General features: G+C 44.1%; 14 protein-coding genes. 4 read left to right on the top strand and 10 right to left on the bottom strand.

The window, feature by feature from the left end; genetic code table 11:
* Positions 1 to 97: 97 nt before the first annotated feature.
* Positions 98 to 682 carry a flagellar basal body-associated FliL family protein gene (locus tag RDO37_RS04255; protein WP_052338961.1) on the bottom strand — a complete coding sequence of 195 codons (585 nt, stop codon included), beginning with the start codon at positions 680 to 682 and terminating at the stop codon, positions 98 to 100.
* Between the two features lie 379 nt (positions 683 to 1,061).
* Positions 1,062 to 3,755, bottom strand: a complete 2,694-nt coding sequence (gene plsB, locus RDO37_RS04250) for a glycerol-3-phosphate 1-O-acyltransferase PlsB (RefSeq protein ID WP_308498226.1) — start codon at positions 3,753 to 3,755, stop codon at positions 1,062 to 1,064.
* 882 nt (positions 3,756 to 4,637) lie between these two features.
* Between plsB and RDO37_RS04245 the strand changes: the two genes are divergently transcribed.
* Entirely contained in the window at positions 4,638 to 6,047 is a 1,410-nt protein-coding gene (locus tag RDO37_RS04245) for a cation diffusion facilitator family transporter (RefSeq protein WP_308498225.1), read from the top strand.
* 453 nt (positions 6,048 to 6,500) lie between these two features.
* Complete coding sequence (locus RDO37_RS04240) at positions 6,501 to 8,648, top strand: fructose-specific PTS transporter subunit EIIC (protein WP_308498224.1); 2,148 nt, start codon at positions 6,501 to 6,503, stop codon at positions 8,646 to 8,648.
* Positions 8,649 to 8,853: 205 nt separating this feature from the next.
* Here the strand turns inward: RDO37_RS04240 and RDO37_RS04235 are convergent, their stop codons facing one another.
* The 7 genes from RDO37_RS04235 to argS form a co-directional block, all read right to left on the bottom strand.
* Positions 8,854 to 10,461 carry a flavodoxin gene (locus RDO37_RS04235; RefSeq protein WP_308498223.1) on the bottom strand — a complete coding sequence of 536 codons (1,608 nt, stop codon included), beginning with the start codon at positions 10,459 to 10,461 and terminating at the stop codon, positions 8,854 to 8,856.
* 344 nt (positions 10,462 to 10,805) lie between these two features.
* A complete protein-coding gene (locus RDO37_RS04230; protein ID WP_308498222.1) occupies positions 10,806 to 12,068 on the bottom strand; it encodes a flavodoxin in 1,263 nt (420 codons plus the stop codon).
* Positions 12,069 to 12,451: 383 nt separating this feature from the next.
* A complete protein-coding gene (locus RDO37_RS04225) occupies positions 12,452 to 12,712 on the bottom strand; it encodes a hypothetical protein (RefSeq protein ID WP_027940083.1) in 261 nt (86 codons plus the stop codon).
* A 216-nt stretch (positions 12,713 to 12,928) separates the two neighbouring features.
* On the bottom strand, positions 12,929 to 14,260 hold the full coding sequence (hslU, locus tag RDO37_RS04220) for an ATP-dependent protease ATPase subunit HslU (protein WP_027940084.1): 1,332 nt from the start codon (positions 14,258 to 14,260) through the stop codon (positions 12,929 to 12,931).
* 10 nt (positions 14,261 to 14,270) lie between these two features.
* Positions 14,271 to 14,870, bottom strand: coding sequence for an ATP-dependent protease subunit HslV (hslV, locus tag RDO37_RS04215; protein WP_044121980.1), 600 nt, complete (start codon positions 14,868 to 14,870; stop codon positions 14,271 to 14,273).
* Positions 14,871 to 15,131: 261 nt separating this feature from the next.
* Complete coding sequence (locus RDO37_RS04210) at positions 15,132 to 15,830, bottom strand: SPOR domain-containing protein (protein ID WP_308498221.1); 699 nt, start codon at positions 15,828 to 15,830, stop codon at positions 15,132 to 15,134.
* Between the two features lie 164 nt (positions 15,831 to 15,994).
* Entirely contained in the window at positions 15,995 to 17,731 is a 1,737-nt protein-coding gene (argS, locus tag RDO37_RS04205; RefSeq protein WP_308498220.1) for an arginine--tRNA ligase, read from the bottom strand.
* A 733-nt stretch (positions 17,732 to 18,464) separates the two neighbouring features.
* Between argS and RDO37_RS04200 the strand changes: the two genes are divergently transcribed.
* A complete protein-coding gene (locus tag RDO37_RS04200; RefSeq protein ID WP_308498219.1) occupies positions 18,465 to 20,582 on the top strand; it encodes a glycosyltransferase in 2,118 nt (705 codons plus the stop codon).
* 229 nt (positions 20,583 to 20,811) lie between these two features.
* Here the strand turns inward: RDO37_RS04200 and priA are convergent, their stop codons facing one another.
* A complete protein-coding gene (gene priA, locus RDO37_RS04195) occupies positions 20,812 to 23,811 on the bottom strand; it encodes a primosomal protein N' (RefSeq protein ID WP_308498218.1) in 3,000 nt (999 codons plus the stop codon).
* A gap of 408 nt (positions 23,812 to 24,219) precedes the next feature.
* On the opposite strand from priA, the gene rpmE reads away from it, so the two are divergent.
* On the top strand, positions 24,220 to 24,441 hold the full coding sequence (gene rpmE / locus RDO37_RS04190) for a 50S ribosomal protein L31 (RefSeq protein ID WP_027940088.1): 222 nt from the start codon (positions 24,220 to 24,222) through the stop codon (positions 24,439 to 24,441).
* Positions 24,442 to 24,850: the final 409 nt, after the last annotated feature.

Genomic DNA, 24,850 nt, shown 5'->3' with positions numbered 1-24,850 from the left:
ATAGAGCAGGCGCTTTTTTTATGCCTGTCGGCATATAAAGTCCATATCGTGTTGATATGAAAAGATCTTGTATCAAGGTACAAGATCTTAATTAAAACTACTGATAGATGTAGTTAGTAAAGAGCAGATCCTGAATAACAGGGCCACCCTTCTTGTTAGCTAAAATATCAGCAACGCGGGCACGGCACTCAGCTCTTAATGCCTCACGACCAGCTGCAGTAGCAATAGCGTTGTACTCTTTAGCACCGATGATAGTTAAGATTGCGTCACGGATTAAAGCATCGTGCTCGGTGAGCAGAGGAAGATCGTTAGCGTCCTTAACCATGACGTTTACGTGTACACGTAAGTAGTGCATACGGCCAGAGCCATTGCTAGCTAAGTTAGTAGTAAAGTCAGGAGTAATGTCGTAGTAACCAATCTCTGGGGCAATCGCATCAGCTAAAGCCTGAGCAGGGTCTTGAGCCTCAGCATTGATATCGATTGGTTGATGTGAGCGTGGATCGTCTGCGGCGATAGCTGTAACTGATGAGCCTAACAGCAGCATGCCAGTAGCGGCAGCGAGCAAAAACTTGTGGTTCATTGCAAATTGTTCCTGAATTACAACAGCATCAAGCAGGCAGCGTTCAGCTGCCGTGTGATACTGAGCGGCAGCTGCCCAACTAAAGGCAGGCTTGCCCTGCATGAAGCAGGATTAACTTCTCTAATGATACCAAGGCATTTATGCCTTGATCATCTGAAGTGGCTGAAAGCGCAGTTTCAGCAGAAAACTTGTCTTCTTCTAACTTAAAAGAAGAGTATATGGCGTCAAAATATTGTGATATTTACGCCAATTATCAATTCTCTTGCAAGATCCGTTCTTAGTTTGGGCAGATGATGAATTTGCCTAAGCTAAGGTTAAATAGTGCAAGATAAAATGGGCCTAATACAAACAGACCTCATCAATATAATAACGCACTGTAATGCTATCAGATCATAAGGCAATGCGCATCTATGCATTTCACACAACTAAGATAAGAACTAAAACTGCACCATCTTAGGAAAGAAAATAATGGCGTTAAATCCTAGGATTTGGCGTCATTATCATCAAGAAACTCAGATACTGACTGCATCTTATCCTCACAAGCAGCCGCACTGCTCTCAATTTTGTCCTCAGAGATAGCTGCACCATGAGTCTTATTTTCTGTCTTTGCTGAATCGTTACTTATGATAGGTCTCTCATCAGCTGTAGCAGATACAGCCTCTGTATCAGGGGTGCGTTTAGCATCAGCCTCAGCTTGCGCAGCTTTGGCAGCTTCGCGGCCTAGCACATTGTGTGACTTGATGTTCTCAATCTCAGTTTTAAGATGGCGTACTAACTTGGCAGCGAGCAGCGGCTCAGCAGCCTGGGCTAGTTTTACGATCTTATTATGCTCTGGGATGATGGTGCCATTTTCACAGTAGCTAAAGTAACTGTGACGCACAAAGGTATCACACATGATGTTAAACATGATGGGGTCAGCAAACTCAGGAGAGTTATTAGTGACCTCCGATGGCACTTCCTTACACAGATCGACACAAGCAGTAACAAAGTCATTCTTAGTTAAAGTGCCGTCGTTGATTTGGCGTAGCAAGGTTACAGCGATTAGATAGCGTACGAGGTTTAAGCGAATGGAGTTAGAAAGAATTAAGAGCTCCTCATAGCCATCACCAGACAGTGCGAGCATGTTATGGTCAAGATCAAGGATGTAACCACCCTTAACAAAGACATTGATGTATTTGTTAATGAAGCTGTCGAGTTCGTCTTCAGTAATTGGAGTAAACAGCTCGTGCTTTAAGAAGTAGAACAATGAGCGGGTGTGTGAGATTACATTGGCACGGCTGATATGACCGTTACGAATAATGACGCTTGCAATGAGAGCAGGTAGTGCTACTAAGTGCAGAATATTGTTCTGGAAGTAAGTAAGCTGCAGAGTCTGACCACGACTTGGGCGTACAAACTTCATATCCTCACCGACGTCATAGACGCGGAATTTCTTAAGCTCTAAAGCCTGAGCAATGATAGTGTCGAGACTGCCTGAAGGCATGAGACCCTTACGACGCTCATCGCAAGAGAGAACTAGCAAGTAAAGCTTCAGACAGCGTTTTAGCATATTTATACTGAGAGTATGGTCTGCATCACCAATGATAGCTAAGGCGCACAGGTTAATAGCATTTACTGAAGCTGAGTCATTGAGCTTGATAATGATCTCGTGTGAGAGCTGATTTACGGTGTCGTAAAGCCACTCAGGACGTGAATTGCCAGTAGGATCAATATAGTCATGCCAGTTTGGTACATGCTTATTGAGGAAACGAGGCACAATCACAGGCTCGCCAAAGGTTACATAGCCACGGCCGTAATAGCGTAAACGCTTAAAGATGCCGAACAGGCCTTTGATGCTCTCTTTCTTCTTGGCCGCACCCTCAAGCTCATGCATGTATGAGCCGACCTCCATTACGTGCTCATAACCAAGATAAGTTGGGATGAAGGCAATAGGACGTTCAATACCACGTAGCTGAGCTTGTACGGTCATGGACACCATGCCAGTTCTTGGTGGCAGGGTGCGTCCCGTACGAGAACGACCGCCCTCGATAAAGAACTCGGTAGCATAGCCGCGCTCAAAGAGTACTGATAAGTACTCACGGAATAAGGCAGTGTAGAAAGTATCACCCTTCATTTTGCGGCGAATGAAGTATGAGCCACAACGACGGATGATTTGTCCTACTGGGAAGAAGTTTAAGTTATCGCCAGATGCTACCTGAGGGATAGGCAGGCCCTCATGGAAAATAGCAAAGAGCAATAAGATGTAGTCCATGTGCGAGCGGTGACATGGAATGTAGATGATCTCATAGCCGTTTTGCACAAGGTTACGAACTTTATTCGCGCCTACAATGCTCTGACCATGGTAAATGCGCTTCCATATGAGGGAAATGATGGTGTTGAAAAAGCGCAGCAGCGGATAACGAGTGTCTGCGACCATGATATCGAAGATCTCGTAAGCTTTCTTTTCAAGCTCCTCTTTGCTCTTGCCATCTTTCTCCATCGCCTCAGCAATCGCACTTTGCGTGCCTTGTCTTTGGACAAGTTCATGCAAAAGTCGCGAGCGATTTGGAAATGGTCTGCCTACGATGGTACGGGCTTTACGTAAAAAGTGTAGAGCTACAAGACGGTTTAGAATAATCTTGCGCAGGATATAGTCGCCCACACTCTTGAGGCGTTCTTCTAAATAAAAAGCTGAACAAGGCTCAGAGATGATGGTGCAGTTATCGCGACCTGCAAAGGTAAGAGTTAAAAACTTACGCCACACAGGGGTAGCTAAGTCAATGCCTCGAATAGCCTCACCTTCAATACTAGGGTCTCGTGACCAAAGCACAGAAATAGGAATGATCTGCAAGTCTTCATTAATCTCACGCGAGGCTGCAAACCATTGAAAGATAGTGCCGCTAATGTCTCGGGCTCGTCCTGTGGAGCCAAAGAAAGTAGGGTCACGCAAATAGGCAGTGCGAGGCAGTTTCTTTTGACCAATCACAATATCTTCAAATGGGGATGGCCAGCCTAATTGCTTAGTCAGGCGCTCCACGGTCAGCATGTTGCCTACAGAGGATGACACCATGATGTAGACAATTTGCTTGTTAGGATCGATTTTAATGTGCTTTAACGGCTCAAAAGGGATTGGTTCACATGTAGCAGTGATACGAATCGGCCAGTAAAACAGTGCACGCAAAAAGCGATTGACCATAACAGCCCCCGTAACTCGTTGGTTACTTTAAAGATAATTGCTAAGTCGTGATATATCATCACGCCAAACTAACCATATATTGTGTGCAATTGATGATAGTTCTTAGCGTGATTTGTACCAAAAACCTTTTCTTTCATCATCCTTATGCTCACAGCTAGACACTGATGGTTAAAACCAACAAGTGTTATAAAGGCCCATGACTGTCAGTACGTAGCCTTAAAGGCAATAGACAGCAGTGGCATATTAACTACTCTACTATGTATGGTGGCAAAAGTTAGCCCTAAACATTTAGCTATAGTAACTTTCAGCTGCTTTTTAGTCACGCCTCACACTTTTTTCATGCCCTTGCCCAATAAGATTTCATCTAATCCAAAGCTAGTTTGTGCAAATCCGACCTGTCATGGGCAATTAACAGCAAGTGCGCAAAGGCAACGCAATTGGACAATCCCTTAACAGAGTCTAGAAGCTGAATTTTTGTGGGGCTTAAAATTCAAGAATATACGTAAAGGATAGTGTTATGGTTGCGCTTTAATAAGCCATGAGTCTATAGCGAGCAAGGTAGCTTGTTTAGTTTGTCTCATAGCATGATGAGAGTGCAAAATCGGCTTATAATAAGGAGATAGAACTTTAAGAGCGCTACGGCGCTTTTTTTGTTAACACATCATATGCTTATCGGTATATGTGGCTAATCCTAGAAGATGAGCGTTCATGCTTTTAAGGGAGTAGCTTTGTTAAAGAGCATGGGATGTGCTCATGCCTAGTTAGACATGGGATAAGGCAGCAAGATGTTAGTTGTTGTTATGCTGTCTTGTGAATATGGTATTAGACCAAATGTGGTTTACCAATAAGAACTAAACCAAATACTCAGAGACAACTTAAACTATGCTCAATGATACTAAAGAGACTGTAGGCGCTATACAAAGTGTAGCTCCTGCAGATGCTAGTAAAGCCTCAGCACCAGAGGCGGTCTCGAACAATGCAGCCGATGCAAGTGTTAAGGATACTAATACTAGTAGCGATTCATTACAGCGAGATAAAAACCGCGTCGTTATTCTAAGAACAGCGTCTCCAGATGGTACACATACTCATGAGTGCTGCTGTACTCCAGAGCAAATGAAGCTGTGCATGAATCATCAGGATTTTGAGCGTCCAGTAGGCTGCCCAGGTACTGATAGTCCTGACTGTCCTATTCATTTGTCTGATAATGAAAATCAAGTATCAGGCTCATGCTGTGGCGCTGAGAAAGAAAAAGAAGAGCCTAAAGAGATCAAGGGTACATACAAGCGCTTAGTGATTTTAGCCGGTGTCGCATCCGTAGCTACAGCTATCATCCTTATTGTGATGAAGTTTGGCGTATGGTTAGTCTCAGGTTCAAGCTCCATCTTAGCTTCTCTCACTGACTCGCTTATCGATTTGAGTGCCTCCTTTATCAATCTGTTGGCTCTGCGTTATGCACTCTCACCAGCTGATGACAAGCACCGCTTTGGTCACTATAAGGCAGAGGCTTTAGCATCCTTGTCACAAGCTGCCTTCATCGGTGGTTCGGCGCTATTGCTGATCTTCAATGGCTTTGATAGAACCATTAATCCTGTGAAGATTGGTTATATCGATATTGCTATCTACGTGTCGATAGCCTCCATTGTCGTCACGATTATGCTGACTATGTTCCAAGGCTATGTTTGCAAGGTGACTAAGAGTGAGGCAATTGAGGCCGATCGCTTCCACTATTTATCCGATGTGGGTTTAAACCTCAGTGTTATCTTATCCTTAGTCTTATCTAAGATGGGTTATGACTGGGCTGATGGTGTAGTCACTATTCTTTTAGGCTTATACATCATGCACAGCTCCTACCACATTGGACATACTGCAATTGGTACTCTTCTCGATAAGTCTTTAAGTGTAGAAGATCACTCCAAGATCATCCGTGCGATTTTATCCGTTGAGGGTATTGATTCATTCCATGATTTGCGTACCCGTAAGGCAGGTCCTCAGATCTATATTCAGTGCCATATCGTGCTCGACAGAACTATGAGCTTCCAGAGAGCTCATGATATTGCTGATGAGGCTGAGCACAATATCCGCCGCTTCTTTGAGGATGCTGACATAACTCTGCATATGGAGCCTGATCAGGCAGCAACATTTAAGGATATTACCTTTATTGATAGCCAGTTCTGTCAGGTGCCTCGTGGCTACTACAACTCAGATGCAGATAAGAACAAAGAAAGTGCATCTGTTAAAAGTGATACTGATGAACAGCATGCAGATAGCACCTCAGCAGCTGTTAAAGCATAGCTATTTAGTTCTGATTAGCGCTTGTGCATTAAGCACAAGCGTTAATCAAGCTTCATAAGCACAGGGGGCTGCCATTATCTCTTCATAGTTTAGAGATATGAGGCAGCCCCCTTTGCTTTATGTGCTCACTAGAGACTTAGTTATGTGAGGCAGCCCCCTTTGCTTTATGTGCTCACTAGAGACTTAGTTATGTCAGATAGCCTCTAGATGAGCATTTTGCCCATCTAGTAGCACTACATACTAATCTCTTATCAGTAATGCCTTGACACATGATGATAGAATAGACTCTATCAATAAGTTATTAGCCTAGGATCAAGACGTTTAGGCTAGTACTTGTAGATACTTACAACCGTTGGCAGCTAACAGGTATATAGTCTGTAGGTGACGCATTATCCGTCTCTAAATGAGTTGTTTGCGTCTTTGCTTTTTGGAAAGTAATTGAAAGGTAGATGTATGCGGATTCGCGATCTTTTGGATAGGCATTCTGTATGTTTAGATGCCAATCCGGTAAGTAAGGAAGCTGCTATTTCTAAGCTAGTTGAGATCATGGCCGAAACTGGCTGTATTAGTGATATCAACCGCTTTTGTGAAGCAGTTTTTGATCGCGAGCGTAGCAGCTCAACAGGTCTTGGTGAGGGCATTGCTATTCCTCATGCTAAGAGCGATGCCGTAATTCGCACTGGACTAGCTGCCATGGTCGTCCCTGATGGTGTCGACTTTGATTCTGTAGATGGCGAGCCAGTACATCTCATCTTCATGATCGCCTCCCCTCATCAGGCATCAGATGCCCATATCGATGTTTTAGCTAGATTATCTACTCTGCTTATGGATGAGGGCTTTCGTCATCATGTGCTTGAGGCAAAAACACCTGATGAGTTTTTAGATATCATCGATAAGGCAGAGTCTGTTGAGGATAAGAAAGAAGAAGAGCAAAGCCAAAACGAAGAGCAAGCAGAGCACCAAGAGAACAAGGTCAAGTACGATATTGTTGCAGTAACTGCATGCCCTGCTGGTTTGTCACATACTTATATGGCGGCCGAATCTTTAGAGCATAAAGCTAAAGAGATGGGCATTTCCATCAAGGTTGAAGCTGATGGCGCCGCAGGTAATCGCAATAGCCTCTTGCCAGAGGATATCGCTTCAGCCAAGGCCGTTATTGTGGCAGCAGATCGTGCTGTGGATATTGATCGCTTCCTTGGCAAGCGCATGGTGCGTTCTGGTGTTATCGATGGCGTGCATCGACCTGAGATGCTACTTAAACAAGCGCTCGATCCAAATTGCCCGGTGTATAAGGCAGGCTCATCATCTCATGAGTCTTATAACCTGCCAATGAAGCTCTACCGCCATCTGATGAGCGGTTTAACCTATATTCTGCCACTGGCAGCTACTGCAGGTATCTTGTCAGCTGTGGCTCGCTTAGAGTTGGTTAAGACCAGCAGCTTAGGTCTATTTTTAGACTCAATTAGTTACAGTATCGGTACCTTGCTCTTTCCTGTACTTAGTGCCTTTATTGCCTTCTCTATGGCAGGACGTATGGCTCTAGTAGCAGGATTTACTGGTGGTGTTATGGCCGATATGGCCGGCGCTGGCGTGATAGGAGCGCTGTTAAATGGCTTTGTGGGTGGAGGCGTGGCCTTTGTGGTGGCGCGAATAGCCCAACGCTTCTTAAAAGGCCATGATGCTATGTTCGCCTTGCTGGTCTATCCATTAGCGGGCGCTGTATTCACGACCTTAATTGCTCAGTTTATAACCAATATCCCAGCGGCACTGATAGACAACCTTATAAATGATCTGCTCCTTGAGGCTGATACGATAGTGTTGGTTGCAATAGGTGCAATCCTTGCGGCCATGATGTCAGCAGATATGGGAGGTCCATTCAATAAGATTGCCTACGCTAGTGGTGTGCTCTTACTTGCTGATTGTTTACCAGAAACCGGCCCTGGCTCATTAGTGATGGGTGCAGTTATGGCAGGCGGTATGGTGCCACCAATGGCTGCAGGTGTTGCTGCTCGCTTCATTGGTCGTCATAGCTTCAATAAACAAGAGTACGATGGCGCTTACCGAGCTATATTCAAGGGTATGCTCTTTATTACCGAAGGTGTAATCCCTTATTTAGCTTCATCTCAAAGATTACGTATTGCTTGTATTTGCGGATCTGCCGTTGCAGGTGCCTTAAGCATGTACTTCCGCTGCGGTATTTGCGCTCCTCATGGTGGCGTGTTCCTCTTCCCAATCGCAGTTAATAGCATGCTTTATATGCTATCGATTCTCAGCGGTGTCCTAGTAGGTGCTATTTTATTTGCGTTGCTACGTCCTCGTCTTACTGAAGAGGAGTGTAAAGAGCGCAACTTTACCATGCGTAAAGCAAAAAGCGCCTTAGAGATCGTGTCAGAAGATGACAGCACTGTAGATAAGAGCACAGCATCTCAAGACAATGGCAGCGCCCTGACAAATGAGGCTACAGAGTCATCTAATCAAGTTGCAGCTCCATCCCAAGCAGCAGATCCATCCCAAGGTGCTGCTTCACAGGATAAAGCTAAGGGCTCAAACGTCACTCAAGTGGACGCAACAAAGCCTGAAAATGCCCAGGTTTTACCATAGAGTAATCTGTTAGATTCAAGCTATTAGTAGCTCAGAGTTGCTCTGAGCCTATGAAAAAAGGCCGTTACTGTCTGTCTCAATCAAACAGTAACGGCCTTTTTGCTTTGCAGCGCAATTATCTAGGCTGATCAATTACTATGCGGTACAACTATCTAGGCTTATCAATTACTATGCGGTACAACTATCTTGTTTGCACGCAGTTTTGCTACTCAAACTCTTTAGAAAGCTCGGTTAAGAAGGTGCGTATCTTACTGCGCATGTTGCTTTCGTTCTTGCACTCTTCTTTAGAGATGAGTAAGCCCTTGCTATAGACACTAGCATTAGGCTCGATGGTTGCGATGGTGTCTGTAGTGCCTGAAAACTTATCTTTTTCGTATAAGCACACTGGAACAATGATCTTATCTGACAGGTCGTATTTGGCTAAGAAGCTGTAAATTGCACCTGGCATGTTACCCCACCAATTAGGGTAGCAAAGATATATAACTGAGTACTCATCAATGTTTAAAAGGACATCGTCAGTAAGCTCTGGATACTCGCTATTGCTGAGCTCATCAAAAGACATAGAGTAGAGCTTAGATACGTTGTCTGGATAGGTAGTGACAGTAGCTACCTTAAAGAGCTGGGCACCACTTTCTTTGCTGAGCGTATTGGCAATGTAATCCATCGCTGGCTCTGATACATCTTGGAAAGTATCCTGATCTTGGTACTTAACTTGTGTAGCACCACTAAGCGAGTCAATCTTAAGCTTGCTAAGATCAGCATCCTTTCTTAAATTGATCTTGGTGGAGCTAACCGGAGCTGAGAAGTAGATAACAACAGCCTTTTCGCTAAACATATTTGGCAAGTAGATTTTATAGTTGCCAGAGATGGAGGCAATGGCATCATCAACTTGCTGCTCTCTTTCCTTTATTGCTCTTTCATAGGCTGCTTTATCCTCAGCAGTACGACTCTTAGTAATGTCGCGTACTTTATCTGCAAGGCTCTGTGGCTTTTGCGCAATGCTCTGACCTTCTGAAAGCACACTTTCAGATAACTCATCCTTTTCTACAGCAGCAGTGGCAAACTTATCCTCACCTGAGGACTTGCTCTTAGCCTCATTAATCGCTGCAGATTCTTTATTGCTTGTCTTGCCCTGAGCATCCTTGCCATCTGTCTTAGACTCAGCAGCCTTTACCTTATCAGACTCTTTGTTATTAGTATCTGAATCGTTGACCTTATCTGATGCTTTGTCTTGTGCCTTGTTTGAGTCTTTGGCCTTGGCCTTAGTATCTGCTATGTTGGTCTTATCTGAATCTTTGGCCTTAGTATCTACTGTGTTGGCCTTATCTGAGTCTGAGTCTTTGTCTTGTGTCTTAGTATCAGCTGTGTTGGCCTTATCTGAGTCTTTGCCTTGTGCCTTGGTATCTGCTGTGTTGGCCTTATCTGAATCTTGGTCTTTGGCCTGAGTATCTGCTTTGTTGGCCTTATCTGAGTCTACGTCTTGTGCCTTGGTATCTGCTGTATTGGCCTTATCTGAATCTTTGGCGTTGGCCTTAGTATCTGCTTTGTTGGCTTTATCTGAATCTGAGTCTTTGTTCTTGGCCTTAGTATCAGATTTTGAGACCTTGTCTGAGGAGTTGTTGCTACCACTGTCCTTAGATGGGGTGGATGAGTCGACCTTTGTAGCCGCGTCTTTTGTTGAGACTTTGTTCTTGTTAACGACGGACACGGATTGCTCACTAGTAAACAGCCAGAATGGAGTGCTGACGGCAAAGATGGCGCACAGCAAACCAGTGGCTGTTAGAAGTTTTTTGGCTGAAGGTGACTTAGGCATAAGATTAAGCAGTGATGAATCAGTTTAGGCGCTTGTTAGTGCTGTAACTAAATGGGCTTGAGACTATGGGGACATAGTGTCAAAAGCACGTTTAGCAAGCATACTAGATATTACAAAATCATGAAAGTGCACAAACAATGCCGTCTTAGCCATCCCAATGTCTATGCGATTAATTTGATCAACTACGTCAAATTTAAGGTGCGCAAGGTGATCATTTTTTACTCTTGTGGTCTATAAGGATATGTGTGCGTTATCTTTATAGATCGCACTATTACAAGAGTAATTTTGAGCACGACGTTTTAGGGTATAGGCTATATACGCTCTAAGCTTAGATAACGATGGTGCTATGGTGCTGGCTTAACTGATGGAGTTTTGCCAGGGGCAAAGCTATTGGCACGAGCTTGAGTATTGTTTGTGCCTGCATCTTGAGGATCTTTGCTTAAAGTAGTGCTATCAGTATTTTGGCCCTCTTGAGGAGCACTTTGTTGTTTTGCCTCAGAGTCCTTTGGCAATAAACCTTTAAAGCTGTTATTGTCGAGCTTAATTAACCACTCTTTGACGATACGCTCACCGTCTTTGGCAATGTCAGCGCGATATGACTTAAGACCTGCCTTGATAGGTACATTGGCATTGGCCTCAAGCTTGGAGATCTTGGTAAATACCTTATTTCTTGACTTGTTGCCGTAGGTACAAAATGGGATCACAATCTTGCCTGAAAGATCATGGTCTTCAAAGAAAGAGTACAGCGGCATAGGCATATCAGACCACCACAGTGGGAAGCCTACAAAGATGACATCATATGAAGATGGATCAAAATTTGGAGTGATCTTGCTTTGAGGAGGGAGGCCAGAGTCCATCTCGTCAGAACTTTGCATAATAAGTTCTGAGTGCTTAGATGAGTATGGGTGATCTCTCTCGATGCGATACATATCTGCCTTAGTGTACTTAGCAATGAGACTTGCCTCATACTCAGTAATACCAAGGATGTTCTGCTCCACTTTAACTGTAGAGGCACCGCTCATAGCGTCAACATTATGGGTTGAGCTCTTTTCTGGCTTAGTAAAGAAAACTACCGCACTTTTAAGAGGAGTCTCTTTAATTGCTACAACCTTGCTATCGTTACTTGCTAGAGCCTGCGTACTTGCCACAGTAGCTGCAGTACTTGTTGCAACCTTACTTAAGGAGCTAGTTGGGCGATTGAGATTTGACTGCGCGATCTTTTCAGCAGTACGCGCCTCTTCTTGTGATCTTTGCTCAAAGCTTTGCTTACGAGGAGGAGCCTTAAGTCTATTACCATATGGATCACGGTAGACCTTAGCTTTCTCTTTGACATTGCTGCCCACTTGCTCAGAGCTTGGGCTTACCTTGTCTGCATTGGTCTTAAGAGCAGATGCATTGACGTAGGCACCAGACTTATCAATAGCAGTGGTCTTTTTATCAATGGCATTACGAAGGTTTTCGGCACCACTAGCAGTGGTGTTGGTATTTGACAAAGATGAGGTTTTCTTTGCTTCTGCTACATCGGCAACAGAGTTAATACTTGAGCTTGCCTGTTGAGGTTTAGTCTCTTCTTGAGCATAGCTACTACAGCTAAAAACAAGCGCCATGGTACATAAGCTGAGTTTCAATGCCTCAAATCTAGGAAGTGCCTGAGCTATCTTATGTACTGTTGTAATGTGGGCCATGTTTTAATCCTAAACCCGTATATACAAAGAGCTTGGTGCCAAGTTTAACTACATTGCTAGTGTGATGATGAGCTTCAAGCGGCACTTGAAAGCAAGGTAAATAAGGCTTAAGCATGCGCTACCTTGATTAGAGCTGCAGCTTTTTAATCTTTGTAATTCAGGTTGTATATAAGGGGCGTCTTTGCAAGGACGCCGTGAAGCTGTAGTACGAAAGTTTGACATTAACTTTGTGTCTTAATGTTTCTTTCGCAATATCGACTTATGCAAACAAAAAACGCGCCAAGGCGCGTTTTTATCGTGCAGATTTAGTTGTTAATCTGACCTAAAGTCTTAAGCACGTTGTCCATTCTTGAACGCCAGGTTTGAATGAGTTCGCACAAGTGCTCGTTTTCACGTTTGTACTCTTCAAGTTTGCGCTTGAGTGCAGCGATTTCAACGTCTTTTCTATCAAGGGAGCTGAACTTCTCGTCCATATTGCTGCTCAAAGTATCAGTCTTTGCGGCAATTTCATTGAGCTCCTGTAAGAGCTCAAGTTCTCTGAGACTCAGCTGTTCACGATTTGCCATAAATGAACCTTGGAAAATATGTACGTATAGATGCCCTGTCGAGATCTTAGCACTCTTTTTCTTAAGAAAAAGTAACTTTTATGAGTGCTCTGATCTTGATCTTAAGGCACATGTATAAGCGATTCTTTTCATAAAGATATAGTCCTAGATGCTAAGGACAGCATCTGTCGCTACTTTCACTACACATGTGCCAAGTAAATATAAGAGCTCAGTTGCTTAGAGAATATAGCGTGAGAGATCCTCATCCTGAACAATATCGCTTAAGTGCTCATCTACATAGGCTGCATCGATAACCACGGTAGTGCCAGGATTATCTGGGGCCTCAAATGAAACCTGATCTAAGATCTTCTCCATCAGAGTATGCAGACGACGGGCACCGATATTCTCAGTCTTTTCGTTGACAGTGTAGGCATCCTCAGCAATGCGCTTAATAGCATCATCGGTAAAGGTGATCTTTACACCTTCAGTTGCCATTAAGTACTCGTATTGCTTGGTTAATGAAGCATGAGGCTCGGTTAAGATGCGTACAAAATCATCAGCAGTTAATGCCTGCAGTTCAACACGGATTGGTAGACGACCCTGCAGCTCTGGGATGAGATCAGATGGCTTGGCGATCTGGAAAGCACCAGAGGCGATAAAGAGGATGTGATCGGTCTTAATCATGCCGTACTTGGTGTTGACCTGGCAGCCTTCGATAAGAGGCAGCAGATCACGCTGTACGCCCTGACGAGAAACCTCACCGCGAGAGCTACTGCCATCACCACCACAGATCTTATCGATTTCGTCGATGAAGACAATGCCGTGATTCTCACACTGCTTAACTGCTTCATTACGCAGATCTTCAGTAGAGGTCATCTTCTCGGCCTCTTCTTGAGTCAGCTCTTTAAAAGCGTCCTTGATCTTCATCTTACGGTTGATGGTGCGGTTTGGAGATAATGAATCAAACAGTGACTGAAGCTGATTGTTCATATCCTCCATGGCACCATTGCCTGGAGTTAAGATCTGTAAAGGAGAGCCTGACTTATCAGCAATGCGGATTTCGATCTCGCGATCATCAAGCTTGCCCTCACGCAGCATTTTGCGGAAGTTCTGACGTGTAGCGTTGTTACGCTTTTCCTCTTCAGTTGCTGATGGGGATGGCAGCAGTGCATCTAAGATGCGCTCCTCAGCGGCCTCTTCTGCACGGGCATTATTCTTTTTAGCAGCCTCTTCTTTAACGAGCTTCATGGATACTTCAGCAAGCTCGCGGATAATGGAGTCTACTTCTTTACCAACATAGCCAACCTCAGTGTACTTGGTGGCTTCAACCTTAATGAAAGGAGCCTTAGCAAGAGTGGCTAAGCGACGTGCGATTTCAGTCTTACCAACACCGGTAGGGCCTATCATCAGAATATTCTTTGGATAGATTTCCTGACGAATCTTTGGGTCTAACTGCATACGACGCCAACGATTTCTCAGAGCAATGGCTACAGAACGCTTCGCAGCAGCTTGGCCAACGATGTGGCGATCTAACTCACTTACAATCTCGCGTGGGGTTAATTCAGACATGCGCTATCTCCTAAAAGCTCTGGCAGCTGCCCTGCTCCTTGGTCTCTGGAGCATCTTTGGTTGCGTTGGACTCATCCTTTTCATCGCAGCTAATAGTCTCGATGATGTGGTTTTGATTGGTGAATACACAAATCTCACCGGCGATCTCTAAGGACTTCTTAACAATATCTTCAGCGCTTAAGTCGGTGTTGCGGACTAAGGCGCGTGCAGCAGAGAGCGCAAAGTTACCACCTGAGCCAGTAGCGAGGATGTCATCATCCATACGTACTACGTCACCAGTGCCAGAGATTAAGAATGAGTGATCCTTATCTGCAGCAATGATAATGGCCTCCAGCTTACGGAGCATCTTATCAGTACGCCAGTCTTTAACTAAAGCAACACAAGCTCTCTCCAAAATACCTTGGTGGGCTTCAAGCTTCTTTTCAAACAGATCTAAAAGAGTAAATGCATCGGCAGTTGAGCCTGCAAAACCAGTGATTACACGGCCTTTGTACAGGCGACGTACCTTGCGGGCATTGTCTTTTAAGATAGAAGACTGGCCCATAGTAACCTGACCGTCACCACCTACGGCAACTGTGCCATTGCGACGAACAGAAACGATGGTTGTCATAGTAAAACCTTATCCTACACTCGATATTAGTTTTTCTAGTTCATTACCCATAGTCGATTAGATGATTGCTATCAGATCTCGACCATGTGGGCATCTTGAGATAAGCGTAATCTATCTATGTGCCCTTGCCTGTATGGCTATTTTGTTCAAGTAAGCCTTGGCAAATAAAACTAGTTTGAGTTTGTAAAACTGTATCAAAAATGGGTTTTTGAGCCCCCAAAGCATGGCCACTTAACAGCAGCTCAATGCTCTAAGCGCTCTTTATTCTTGAATGAGGCCGCATTGTTGTAAGAGACCCTTATCAGCTAAGAAAGAGAATGCCTCACGAGCACGCTCTGCTGATGGGAATGGGCCAAGCTTCAAGCCTAAAGTGCCATCTTGATTCTTAACTACCTGAGCGGCTACGCCCTGGAAAGCGAGGACAGCCTTTTGGCTTTCTGCATCAGCAGCATTGGTGTAACTATCGCAATAGAGTACTGCTTTAGTTGAAGCAGGAGCTGCTTGAGGAGCCTCAGGGGCTTGCTCTTGAGCTTGCTGCCCACCTAATGCTTCTTCCTCTTCAGTTGGCATTGGTAGAGGACCAAGTCCTTGAGATGGACTTTGAGTATTTGGCTGATTTTCAAATGGGCTCTTATCAACGCCGATAGGACCATCATCGGTCTGAGGGGCGTCGTTTAACAGATCTTCAATACCACCGCCATTAGTAGCGACGTTATTTTCAAAGTCATAACGCTGTGAGCTTGGTAATTGCAGGTCGCCTGAACTACCTTGCTCTAAAGGCTGATTGGCCTCTTGGCTAACTACTTCTTGAGTTTGATTTGAGCCATCATCCTCAGTAAGTGACAACAGGAAGCTTACAAAGAGTAAAACTATAAAAGCGATGCCGCCAATAGCTAAAACACGCTTCTTTTGCGGAGGCAGATTGGACAAACCGCCCTTTTCACCTAGATTAAACTTCACAACGATTACCTTTAAATGGCTGTCAAAACATGTTGTTAAGGCTACTAAAAGCTTAGTAGCTGAAACTTAGCAAAAAGCTAGTTAAGGCTAAACTGCCATGCAATTTCATGGCAGCATAGTTAGTTAAAAACAGTAGTTATGGCTTTTATAAGCTATAAAAAGCTTTACATCTTTTCCATGACATTGATGCCAAGCAGATTTAAACCTTGCTTGAGCACCTTGGCAGTTAAAGCACACAGAGCTAAACGGGAGACCTTAGTTTCTTCATCCGTACCCTGCTTTAATACTGGGCATGCTTCATAGAAACGCATGAAGGTGCCAGACAGTTCAAACAGATAAGTACATAACAGGTGCGGCATAGCTTTAGCTGCAACTGAGTTAACAGCATCAGCAAAGGAGAGCAGCTTGTTAGCTAAAGCCTCTTCAGCCTCGTGATTAATCACAATGGTGCCTGGAACGCTGTCAGTCTTACGGAAGATGGACTGAATACGGCTGTATGCATACTGTAAGTAAGGAGCAGTATTGCCTTCAAAAGCGAGCATCTGATCCCAGTCAAAGATGTAGTCAGTAAGACGATTCTTAGACAGATCGGCATACTTTACAGCACCAATTGCGATGTCATGTAAAATCTGCTTACGCTCTTGTGGATCGTACTCACTGCCACGCTCAGTGAGCATAGCATCAACGCGCTTTTCAGCCTCGTCTAATAAATCCTTAAGCTTTACAGTACCGCCAGAACGAGTCTTAAATGGCTTGCCATCCTTACCGAGCATCATGCCAAATGCATCGTGCTCAATAGAGACATTCTCAGGCAGGTAGCCAGCAATACGACAGATTTGCCATGCAGCTTCTAAGTGCTGATGCTGACGTGAGTCAATAAAGTACATGAGGCGGTTAGCCTTGAACTTCTCTACACGGTACTTTACGCAGGCAATATCAGTGGTGGTGTACAGGTATCCACCATCGCTCTTACGAATAATGTTGCCAAGTACGTCGCCATCCTTGTTCTTAAACTCGTCTAAATAGACTACAACCGCGCCCTGATCCTCAACAGCGATACCACGCTTTAACAGATCATCAACTACAACAGGCAGCATGTCGTTATACAGGCTCTCTCCCATGGTGTCTTTTTCTGAGAGAGTGACGTTCAGACGATCATAGATAGCCTGATTTTGATCCATGGTCATCTTAACGAGCTTCTGCCACATGCTATAGCAGTACTCATCGCCACCTTGCAGACGAACTACATAAGAACGAGCCTTAACTGCAAATTCTTCGTCCTCATCGTAAAGACGCTTAGCCTCACGATAGAAAGCCTCAAAGTCGCTCAGATCCATGCCAGCGCCATTTTCGTTTTCACACTTTTCGAGATAGGCGATGAGCATACCAAACTGAGTACCCCAGTCACCAACGTGGTTAGCACGGGTAACGTTATGGCCTAAGTACTCAAGTACACGTACCACAGCATCACCAATTACGGTAGAACGGATGTGGTGTACAGCCATTTCCTTAGCTACGTTAGGAGCTGAGTAGTCAACCACAATGTTTTGTGGCTCAGTAGTTAAAGGCACACCAGAGCGCTCATCTAAGAGCATGGCCTGCAGTGCAGATGCGGTGTGGTTGGCGTTAATGAAGAAATTGATAAAGCCAGGACCTGCGATCTCTGTCTTAGCAATACGCTCATCGTTAGGCAGAGCGTCAACAATGAGCTGAGCTAATTCACGTGGATTCTTGCCAAGTGGCTTAGCAAGCATCATGGCGATGTTGGTGGCAAAGTCACCATGAGCCTTATCCTTGGTGCGATCAATGCGGATCTTGCTTTGAATATCATCTGGGATATCAAAGTCAGCTTTTAACTTGTTAAGACTTGCAAGTACGAATGAGGCAACGAGATTCTTCATATTTTCGAAATTGACCCGACCAATTGCTCTTAAAGATAAGCTCTGAGCTACTAAACACTTTAAAGCGCTAGTTACTAACGCTAAGTGGGCATCTTAAGATTTACTTAAGTGCTCTATGTAGCAGCTTGCTAAAAAACGATATGGAACGCATAGATATGCCGTCTAGTTCGTTACAGGTGCTTAGAAAAAAGCGCCTTGCAAGGGACAGTTCTAAGTGCGTCCACAGAATTTTCTATTATAGCATAGACGCTAGGCTCAACAGGTCATTTGTAAAAGACAGATCGCGTAAGAATGCGGGTGATGCTCTATAGTTGACGCCTTATGACCTTTAAGTTCGACCCTTGTTGAGTCGCTTGAGATGCTCTCATGAGGGCGCAATTGCCAACAATAATGTATTGAGCACAATGAGCTTTGCAATTGCAATTGCAGCTGCAGCAGCAGTCGCCGCCGCAGCGGTTGTATCTGTCGCTGCAGCAGCGCAAGCAAAAACCTCAGAGATGAAGGCTAACAGCTAATCGCATGGTGCTCATGTCTATTTTCAGTAGCATATACAATTAGTGACGCACTCGTCGAACCACTAGCGTTTTGCGTCAGTACAAGTGCAAAGACCCTTACTTAAAACAAGGGGCTAATAGGCATGTTAAACTAGAAATATTAGAGACCTACGTGGCTTCAAGCATGGTTTTGCAAAGCCAAAGATGAGAGTGTGTAGACGTAAGCTTTTGAGGTAGATATGGCAAGTATCAATAACATCATCATTTCTCGAACCGATAAGATCGGCGATTTTGTCGTGTCTATTCCGTCATACGCTACAGCTAAAGCCATGTACCCATCAGCTAGAATCATTGCTCTTGTTAGTAATGCTAATCGTGCTGTAGCCATGCACGTCAAATGCATCGATGAGGTTATTAGCATTGATGATTACAAAGATGATGCCTCTTTAATTAGCAAGCTGCGCTCATTTAACCCTGATGTGTTTATAGCCTTAGTCTCTAACAACCATATCTCTAGTATTGCCTCAAAGTCAGGTGCAAAGGTACGCATTGGCCCACATTCAAAGTTATGGTCATTCATTCATTACAATCGAGGTTTTAGACAAAAGCGCTCTGAGTGCATCAAGAGTGAGGCTGAATATAATCTTGATCTTATAAAGCACCTTGATCCTGAGCTTTTTGACAAGGTTGGTATTCACTTTGATCGTATTGCCTACACTGATGAGGATGGCGCTAAGGCTAAAGAGCTCATTGCTTCCTTAAATATCGCTGATAAGCCATTCATCCTGATTAACCCATTTACTGGTGGTTCAGGCTCTAATCTTTCTGAGGCTCACTACTCACAAGTAATCACCGGCATCCTATCTTCATATGCTACTAAAGCAAGTAAAAGCAATGATCTTAAAGCTGACTCTCAGCAAGATTTAAATGCGCACTCTTGTGTCACTTGTGCTCAACATAATGACTCTGTACTGGTGCCTGAGATCGTGGTGATGGGCATTAAAAGCCAGCAAGAACGTATTGAGCGCGTCATTGCTGCTGTGCCTGAAAAGCTGCGTGAGCACTTACATGTCTGCATCAATGAGCACTCACTCATGGTAGCTGCAGCGCTTACTGACTTATCAGCTTGCTTTATTGGTCCTTCTACCGGTATTACACAATTTGCAGGAAACTACAGAAAACCTGTTATCTGTTTTTACTCAAGTCGTATCTCTAATTCTCATACTCGTTGGGCTTTATACGGCGATACTAATGAGCATCCTGTAACCTTTGATCGCAATAAGCTCCATGCAGAGACTAAGGAGTTGCAGGAGCTTGAAGAGAGCATGGCTCTTGAGATCATTAATACATCATTAGAGCAGTTTTATAGCTCCAAAGAAGTAGCGCTCTATCAAGCAAGTCATAAGCAAGAAAAAATGTCTAAGAGTGTAGATGAAGTTATAAAGACAAGTTCTGAACAGTCAAGTGGTGACAAGCACTACGAAAAGCTCAGTCTTACAGTAGCACTGATCGCCCATAATGAGGCCGATAGATTGCCTCCAACCTTAGCTAAGATTCAAGACATCGCCTCTGAGATCATCGTGATCAATTCCGTGTCTACAGATAAAACTATTGATGTGGCTAAGTCTTTTGGTGCTAAGGTTTACACAGAAGAGTTTAAAGGCTTTGTAAAGCAAAAGAACTCTTTGATTCCTAAATGCACTCAAGACTGGATCTTATTTTTAGATGCTGACGAAGTGCTCAATGATGAGCTTAAGGATGCCATTGTTAAGGTTATCAAAGAGGATAGCCACGACGCTTATGAGATGAATCGTCTTACCTTCTACTTAGGCAAGTTACTTAAGCATGCTTGGCAGCCTAACTATCGCCTCCGTTTAGTCCGTCGTGATTCTAATCCACGTTGGGAAGGTGAGTTAGTCCATGAGTCATTGAATACTGACTCAAAGGTGAAGCGTTTACCTGGCTACATCATTCATTATTCATATCGTGATGTGAATGATCACTTCTTACGTACCGTACGTTACGCCAAGATGTCAGCTCAAAGTTATATTGTTAAAGGCAAGAAGCCATCATTAATGAAGATCATCTTCAGCCCAATCTTTAGCTTTATTAAGCTTTACTTTGTAAAGCTCGGCTTTATGGATGGTCGTGCTGGCTACATTGCAGCACAAAGTGCCTTTATTTATACATTCTTAAAGTACGTCTTCTTATGGGAGGCCTCTAAAGGCCTAGACTATAAGGCAGACACAGCCTCTGCGACTAAAACAAGCAACAGTAACGATACCTCGGCAGCCTATGCAGCCACTCAAGAGCAGGTAGACGAACTAGGTAAAGACTCTCAAGACAAGAGCATCTAAGCTTACCCCCCTCAAGAGCTTGTCTAAACTATGCGCCGCTAGTTGATATTGCGCCTCTAGCGGTGCGCAAAACGCATTTAACTAAAGTTTCACTCCAAGAAACTAAGCTCCTTTGAACGCTACAAGTAAGCGTTATGGAAGCAAGTAAGTTTCGCGAAAGTAAGTAAGCGTCATGAAAGCAAGTAGGACCTGCGAAAGTAAGTAAGCTTTATAAAGAGCCATCGTATCTTTAGTAGTTGTTGATTGGGTCTACATCGATAGCAAAGCGCAGATCACCATTGTTTTTAAAGGTAGAGTAAGCATCGGTAATAGCATCTAAGAGCTTACTTAAATCATCGCGGGTAAAGGCGGTGATGGTGATGTGGAAGTGGTAGCGGTTAAAGCGCTTTTCAATCTTGTCGGGCAAGATTGGACTCATCGAGACCTTTTGCAGCAGCGGGTTATTATTGCCAATGATTTGGAAAATACCCTTAAGCCTATCAAAGGCTTTATTACGATCTGTGGAATTTGTCATCACCGTTGCCTGAAAGGTAAATGGTGGTAGGCACATCTCACGACGTATATCCAAAAGCTCACAGGCAAGACCGATGTACTTAAAGTCACCAGTAGTTAAGCGAGTGAGCAATTGGTGTTCTGGGAATCTAGTTTGTATATAGACAATACCCCTTTTATCGGCACGTCCTGCGCGTCCTGCTACTTGAGTAATTAACTGAGCAGTGTACTCAAGGCCTCTAAAGTCATCGCAGAATAGACCAGAGTCCACATCAATGATGCCTACAGTAGTTACATCTGGGAAGTCATGGCCTTTAGCGAGCATCTGTGTGCCGATCATGATTTCACTTTCATGATTGAGTATGCGCTTTAAGCTCTGATCGAGCTTCTCTTTACTGGTTATGACATCACGATCAATACGCTCAATACCAACATCTGGGAAGCGCTCTTTGAGGTAGCTCTCTACTTGCTCAGTACCAATACCGATCTCAAGTAAGGTGTCTTTTCCGCCGCAGTATGGACAGTCTTTTAAGATTGGAGCTGAGTAATCGCAAATATGGCATCTCATTGAGCCGATATTACGATGTACCGTAAGCTGATTATCGCAATGCGGACAGGTGATGACCTTACAGCAGGTATGGCAGATTAAAGCATTAGAAAAGCCGCGACGATTTAAGAAGAGTAAAGCTTGATTGTGCTTGGCTGTGGTTACGCCAATGGCATTTTCTAAGACTGAACCAATTCCCGATCTTACTGAGTCGTTGAGCTCTTCGGTTTTGAGATCTACTACCACAATATCTGGAACCTTTGAGTTCCTGGCGCGGTTAAAGAGATCAAGACGGCGATAACGTCCGATTTGAGTGTTGAATACCGATTCTAAAGACGGTGTAGCAGAACCAAGTATGACCTTGCAATTAGACAGATGCGCACGATACACCGCAAGTGATCGTGCATGGTAGCGTAGACCGTCATTTTGCTTAAAGGAACTGTCATGCTCTTCATCGATGACGATAAGTCCTAGATCTGGTATCGATGAAAAGAGGGCTGAACGAGTACCGATAAGAATAGCGGCGCGATTACATGCCATATCTAAGAAAGCATCCATACGCTCGCGATCAGACAAGGTCGAGTGCATGGTAGCAATAGGCACTTTAAAGCGAGCATAGAAGCGCTTAAAAGTTTGAGGTGTAAGCGCGATTTCTGGTACCAACACCATCGCCTTTTTGCCTTGTTTTAAGGTGTGCTCGATTGCCTGCAGATAAACTTCAGTCTTACCAGAACCAGTGACGCCACTAAGTAAAAAGACACCATAGCCATCTTTTTCGTTGATGGCTTTTAGAACCGATGCTTGCTCGTCATTAAGTTCAAAAGGTTTATTTGCAAGGATCTCATCACATGCTGATGCGCCAGTGAGATCAAAAGGAGGCAGATCTTGTGCAAGATCAACCTTCTTTGCTAAACCCAAGCGAATCAACACGTTTTCTTGCTGCAAAGAAAAGCCTTGTTCGCGCAGCTCACGTCGTTTACGCGGGCCTGACTGCAGTGCTAGCAGCAGCTCTTTTTGACCTTTAGAGCGTAGCTTGCCTAGTGCCTCATCAAGCTTGCCAGGTTTTACCATGTTGATAAAACCTGGGATCTCCTTATACGTAGCAGGAGAGCCCTCGCGCATCATCTTCGGCAAGCCTAGCTGCAGTGTCTGTCCAATAGGATAGTGATAGTACGAAGAGGCAAACTTTAATGTCTTAAAGACGGCCTCGTCTATCCACGGCTGATCATCTAAGACTTGAGCCTCTTTGATCTTTTTAATCGAGTAGATAGAAGAAGCACCAATGCCAGTAATAATAGCGACTTCTTTGAGCTTAGTAGAACGTACACCAAAGCTAATCTTTACGCGGCGGCCGATATAGCTTTGATCGCATTTGCCCTTAACCTTATAGTCATAGGTTTGGTATAAGGCGCGATTTACGGCTACTTGAACGACGGTAAATCCTTGCGCTGCTGCCTCTTCATCAATTTGCTGCAATGCACAGGTCTTACCTAGCTGACTTAAGGAACTCTTATCAGGGCTTTGTAAAACGCTATCTTCATCTTCAAAGAGCAATCCAAGTGCAGGATTTAAAGGAAGTTCTTCTTGACAGTGGTTCTGATGGATATGTGATGTAAAGTCAGAGCCTGTCAGCGGAATATACACATCAGGGGCGCTGAGAGCTTCAGGAACCGTGCCTTTTGTGGAGATAACTCCACTATTATCTTGAATAGGTGCAAATGATGCTCCTAATGATAGATCATTTGAATTAAGTAGATCACTAAAAGGCTGCGGCTTGAGGATGTCGCAAAAGGACTCAGGACTAATAAGATCGCTCGTATTACTCTCTCTAAGATGCTTACTAGCGCCTTTAGAGCCATGAGCCTCACTCATCTGTAAGTTCGGAGCGCTATGCTTAGCACTTTCACAAGAACTACATATAACCTTGTCGGTTCTTAAATGCAGCGTACATCCTTCTTCACTCATAAAGTCATCGGCATCAGATGAGGCATACGACGCTTTAGCATGCTCATGGGCACTACCTGATGATGAGGCATGCGAGGCTTTAGCATGCACATGGTCACTACCAGATGAGGCATACGATGCTTTAGCATGCTTATGGTCACTACCTGATGATGAGACACGCTCATGCTCAGCGTCTGTAACGCTGTTAATTTGTAAGTCTAGCTGCTTGTTTGTCGAGTCTATCATCTGTGCCTGCTATGCCAACAACATTAATTATTGAGCCGATGTCAGGTCATCATGCTATCACACGAGTCTAGCTAGATAACAAAGTGGTGCAAGTGAAAGTTGCTATGCGATATATAAGCGGTTTTAGCAAGATGGCTAGCAACTAACTAAGGCATATCTTCAAATTGTGAAATTGTTTTATAAAGATCGTTGCAAGATTTTAAGGTGCACGCCTACACTAGGTTGTGGGTAAATGGCTTAAATATGCGGTTTTATTTTGGTAAAGATCAGACATTGTAAGAAACTAAAAAGAGATCTTGAGTTTTGGTAAATTGTTCTGTATGATAAGGCGCTCTTTTTTAATACCGCATGTGGTGTTCGGCGCAATGATTTGTAGGCGGCTGAATGGCGACATGCACTGAGGTCCAAATGCAAAAGAATATTCACCCACAGTACGAGTTAGTAAACGTACGTTGCTCATGCGGCAATAAGTTCCAGGTTCGTTCAACCGCTGGTCACGACATCGACATCGAAGTCTGCTCTTTATGCCACCCATTCTTCACCGGCAAGCAGAAGATCGTTGATACTGGCGGCCGTGTTGAGGCATTCAAGAAGCGCTTCGGTATGCTCGGTGCTCAGAAGCAGTCTTAATTGTCTTAGAAAGCTTATTTTTCAAGCTTTCAATGCTTCTGTTTCTATGCAAAGAGCTACGTTTATTTAAACGCGCTATAGCATAGACCAACACGAAAAAAAGCGTATCTCCTGTTTAAGGCGATGCGCTTTTTTTATGTCCAAAAATCATCACAAAATGGCCATAAGCACTCCTTAATTGCCATTTCAATCAATTGCCCCCTCTTTTTACGCTCATCTTTAAGTCATAAACAATTTCAAGAGAAATCAAAGTTCTACCACGACCGCTATCGGCCTTTGTGCTAATCACATTGATTGTGCATTTTGCACATACTTTGAATGTTGGCACGTGTGGTTGGCTAAAATTTTTTTCTCTAATGGCATCCTAATTGTTTTCACTCTTATACTCCCTATTTGTGTGATCTGTGTC

Origin of the sequence: uncultured Anaerobiospirillum sp., assembly GCF_902485895.1 — a bacterium.
Taxonomy (GTDB): domain Bacteria; phylum Pseudomonadota; class Gammaproteobacteria; order Enterobacterales; family Succinivibrionaceae; genus Anaerobiospirillum; species Anaerobiospirillum succiniciproducens.
This window is presented reverse-complemented; position numbering and strand designations above follow the sequence as displayed.

Bases quoted from the DNA above. Each gene is read 5' to 3' on its own strand.
- RDO37_RS04255 (WP_052338961.1), bottom strand. From the start codon at position 682: ATGCAGGGCAAGCCTGCCTTTAGTTGGGCAGCTGCCGCTCAGTATCAC.
- plsB (WP_308498226.1), bottom strand. From the start codon at position 3,755: ATGGTCAATCGCTTTTTGCGTGCACTGTTTTACTGGCCGATTCGTATC.
- RDO37_RS04245 (WP_308498225.1), top strand. From the start codon at position 4,638: ATGCTCAATGATACTAAAGAGACTGTAGGCGCTATACAAAGTGTAGCT.
- RDO37_RS04240 (WP_308498224.1), top strand. From the start codon at position 6,501: ATGCGGATTCGCGATCTTTTGGATAGGCATTCTGTATGTTTAGATGCC.
- RDO37_RS04235 (WP_308498223.1), bottom strand. From the start codon at position 10,461: ATGCCTAAGTCACCTTCAGCCAAAAAACTTCTAACAGCCACTGGTTTG.
- RDO37_RS04230 (WP_308498222.1), bottom strand. From the start codon at position 12,068: ATGGCGCTTGTTTTTAGCTGTAGTAGCTATGCTCAAGAAGAGACTAAA.
- RDO37_RS04225 (WP_027940083.1), bottom strand. From the start codon at position 12,712: ATGGCAAATCGTGAACAGCTGAGTCTCAGAGAACTTGAGCTCTTACAG.
- hslU (WP_027940084.1), bottom strand. From the start codon at position 14,260: ATGTCTGAATTAACCCCACGCGAGATTGTAAGTGAGTTAGATCGCCAC.
- hslV (WP_044121980.1), bottom strand. From the start codon at position 14,870: ATGACAACCATCGTTTCTGTTCGTCGCAATGGCACAGTTGCCGTAGGT.
- argS (WP_308498220.1), bottom strand. From the start codon at position 17,731: ATGAAGAATCTCGTTGCCTCATTCGTACTTGCAAGTCTTAACAAGTTA.
- RDO37_RS04200 (WP_308498219.1), top strand. From the start codon at position 18,465: ATGGCAAGTATCAATAACATCATCATTTCTCGAACCGATAAGATCGGC.
- priA (WP_308498218.1), bottom strand. From the start codon at position 23,811: ATGATAGACTCGACAAACAAGCAGCTAGACTTACAAATTAACAGCGTT.
- rpmE (WP_027940088.1), top strand. From the start codon at position 24,220: ATGCAAAAGAATATTCACCCACAGTACGAGTTAGTAAACGTACGTTGC.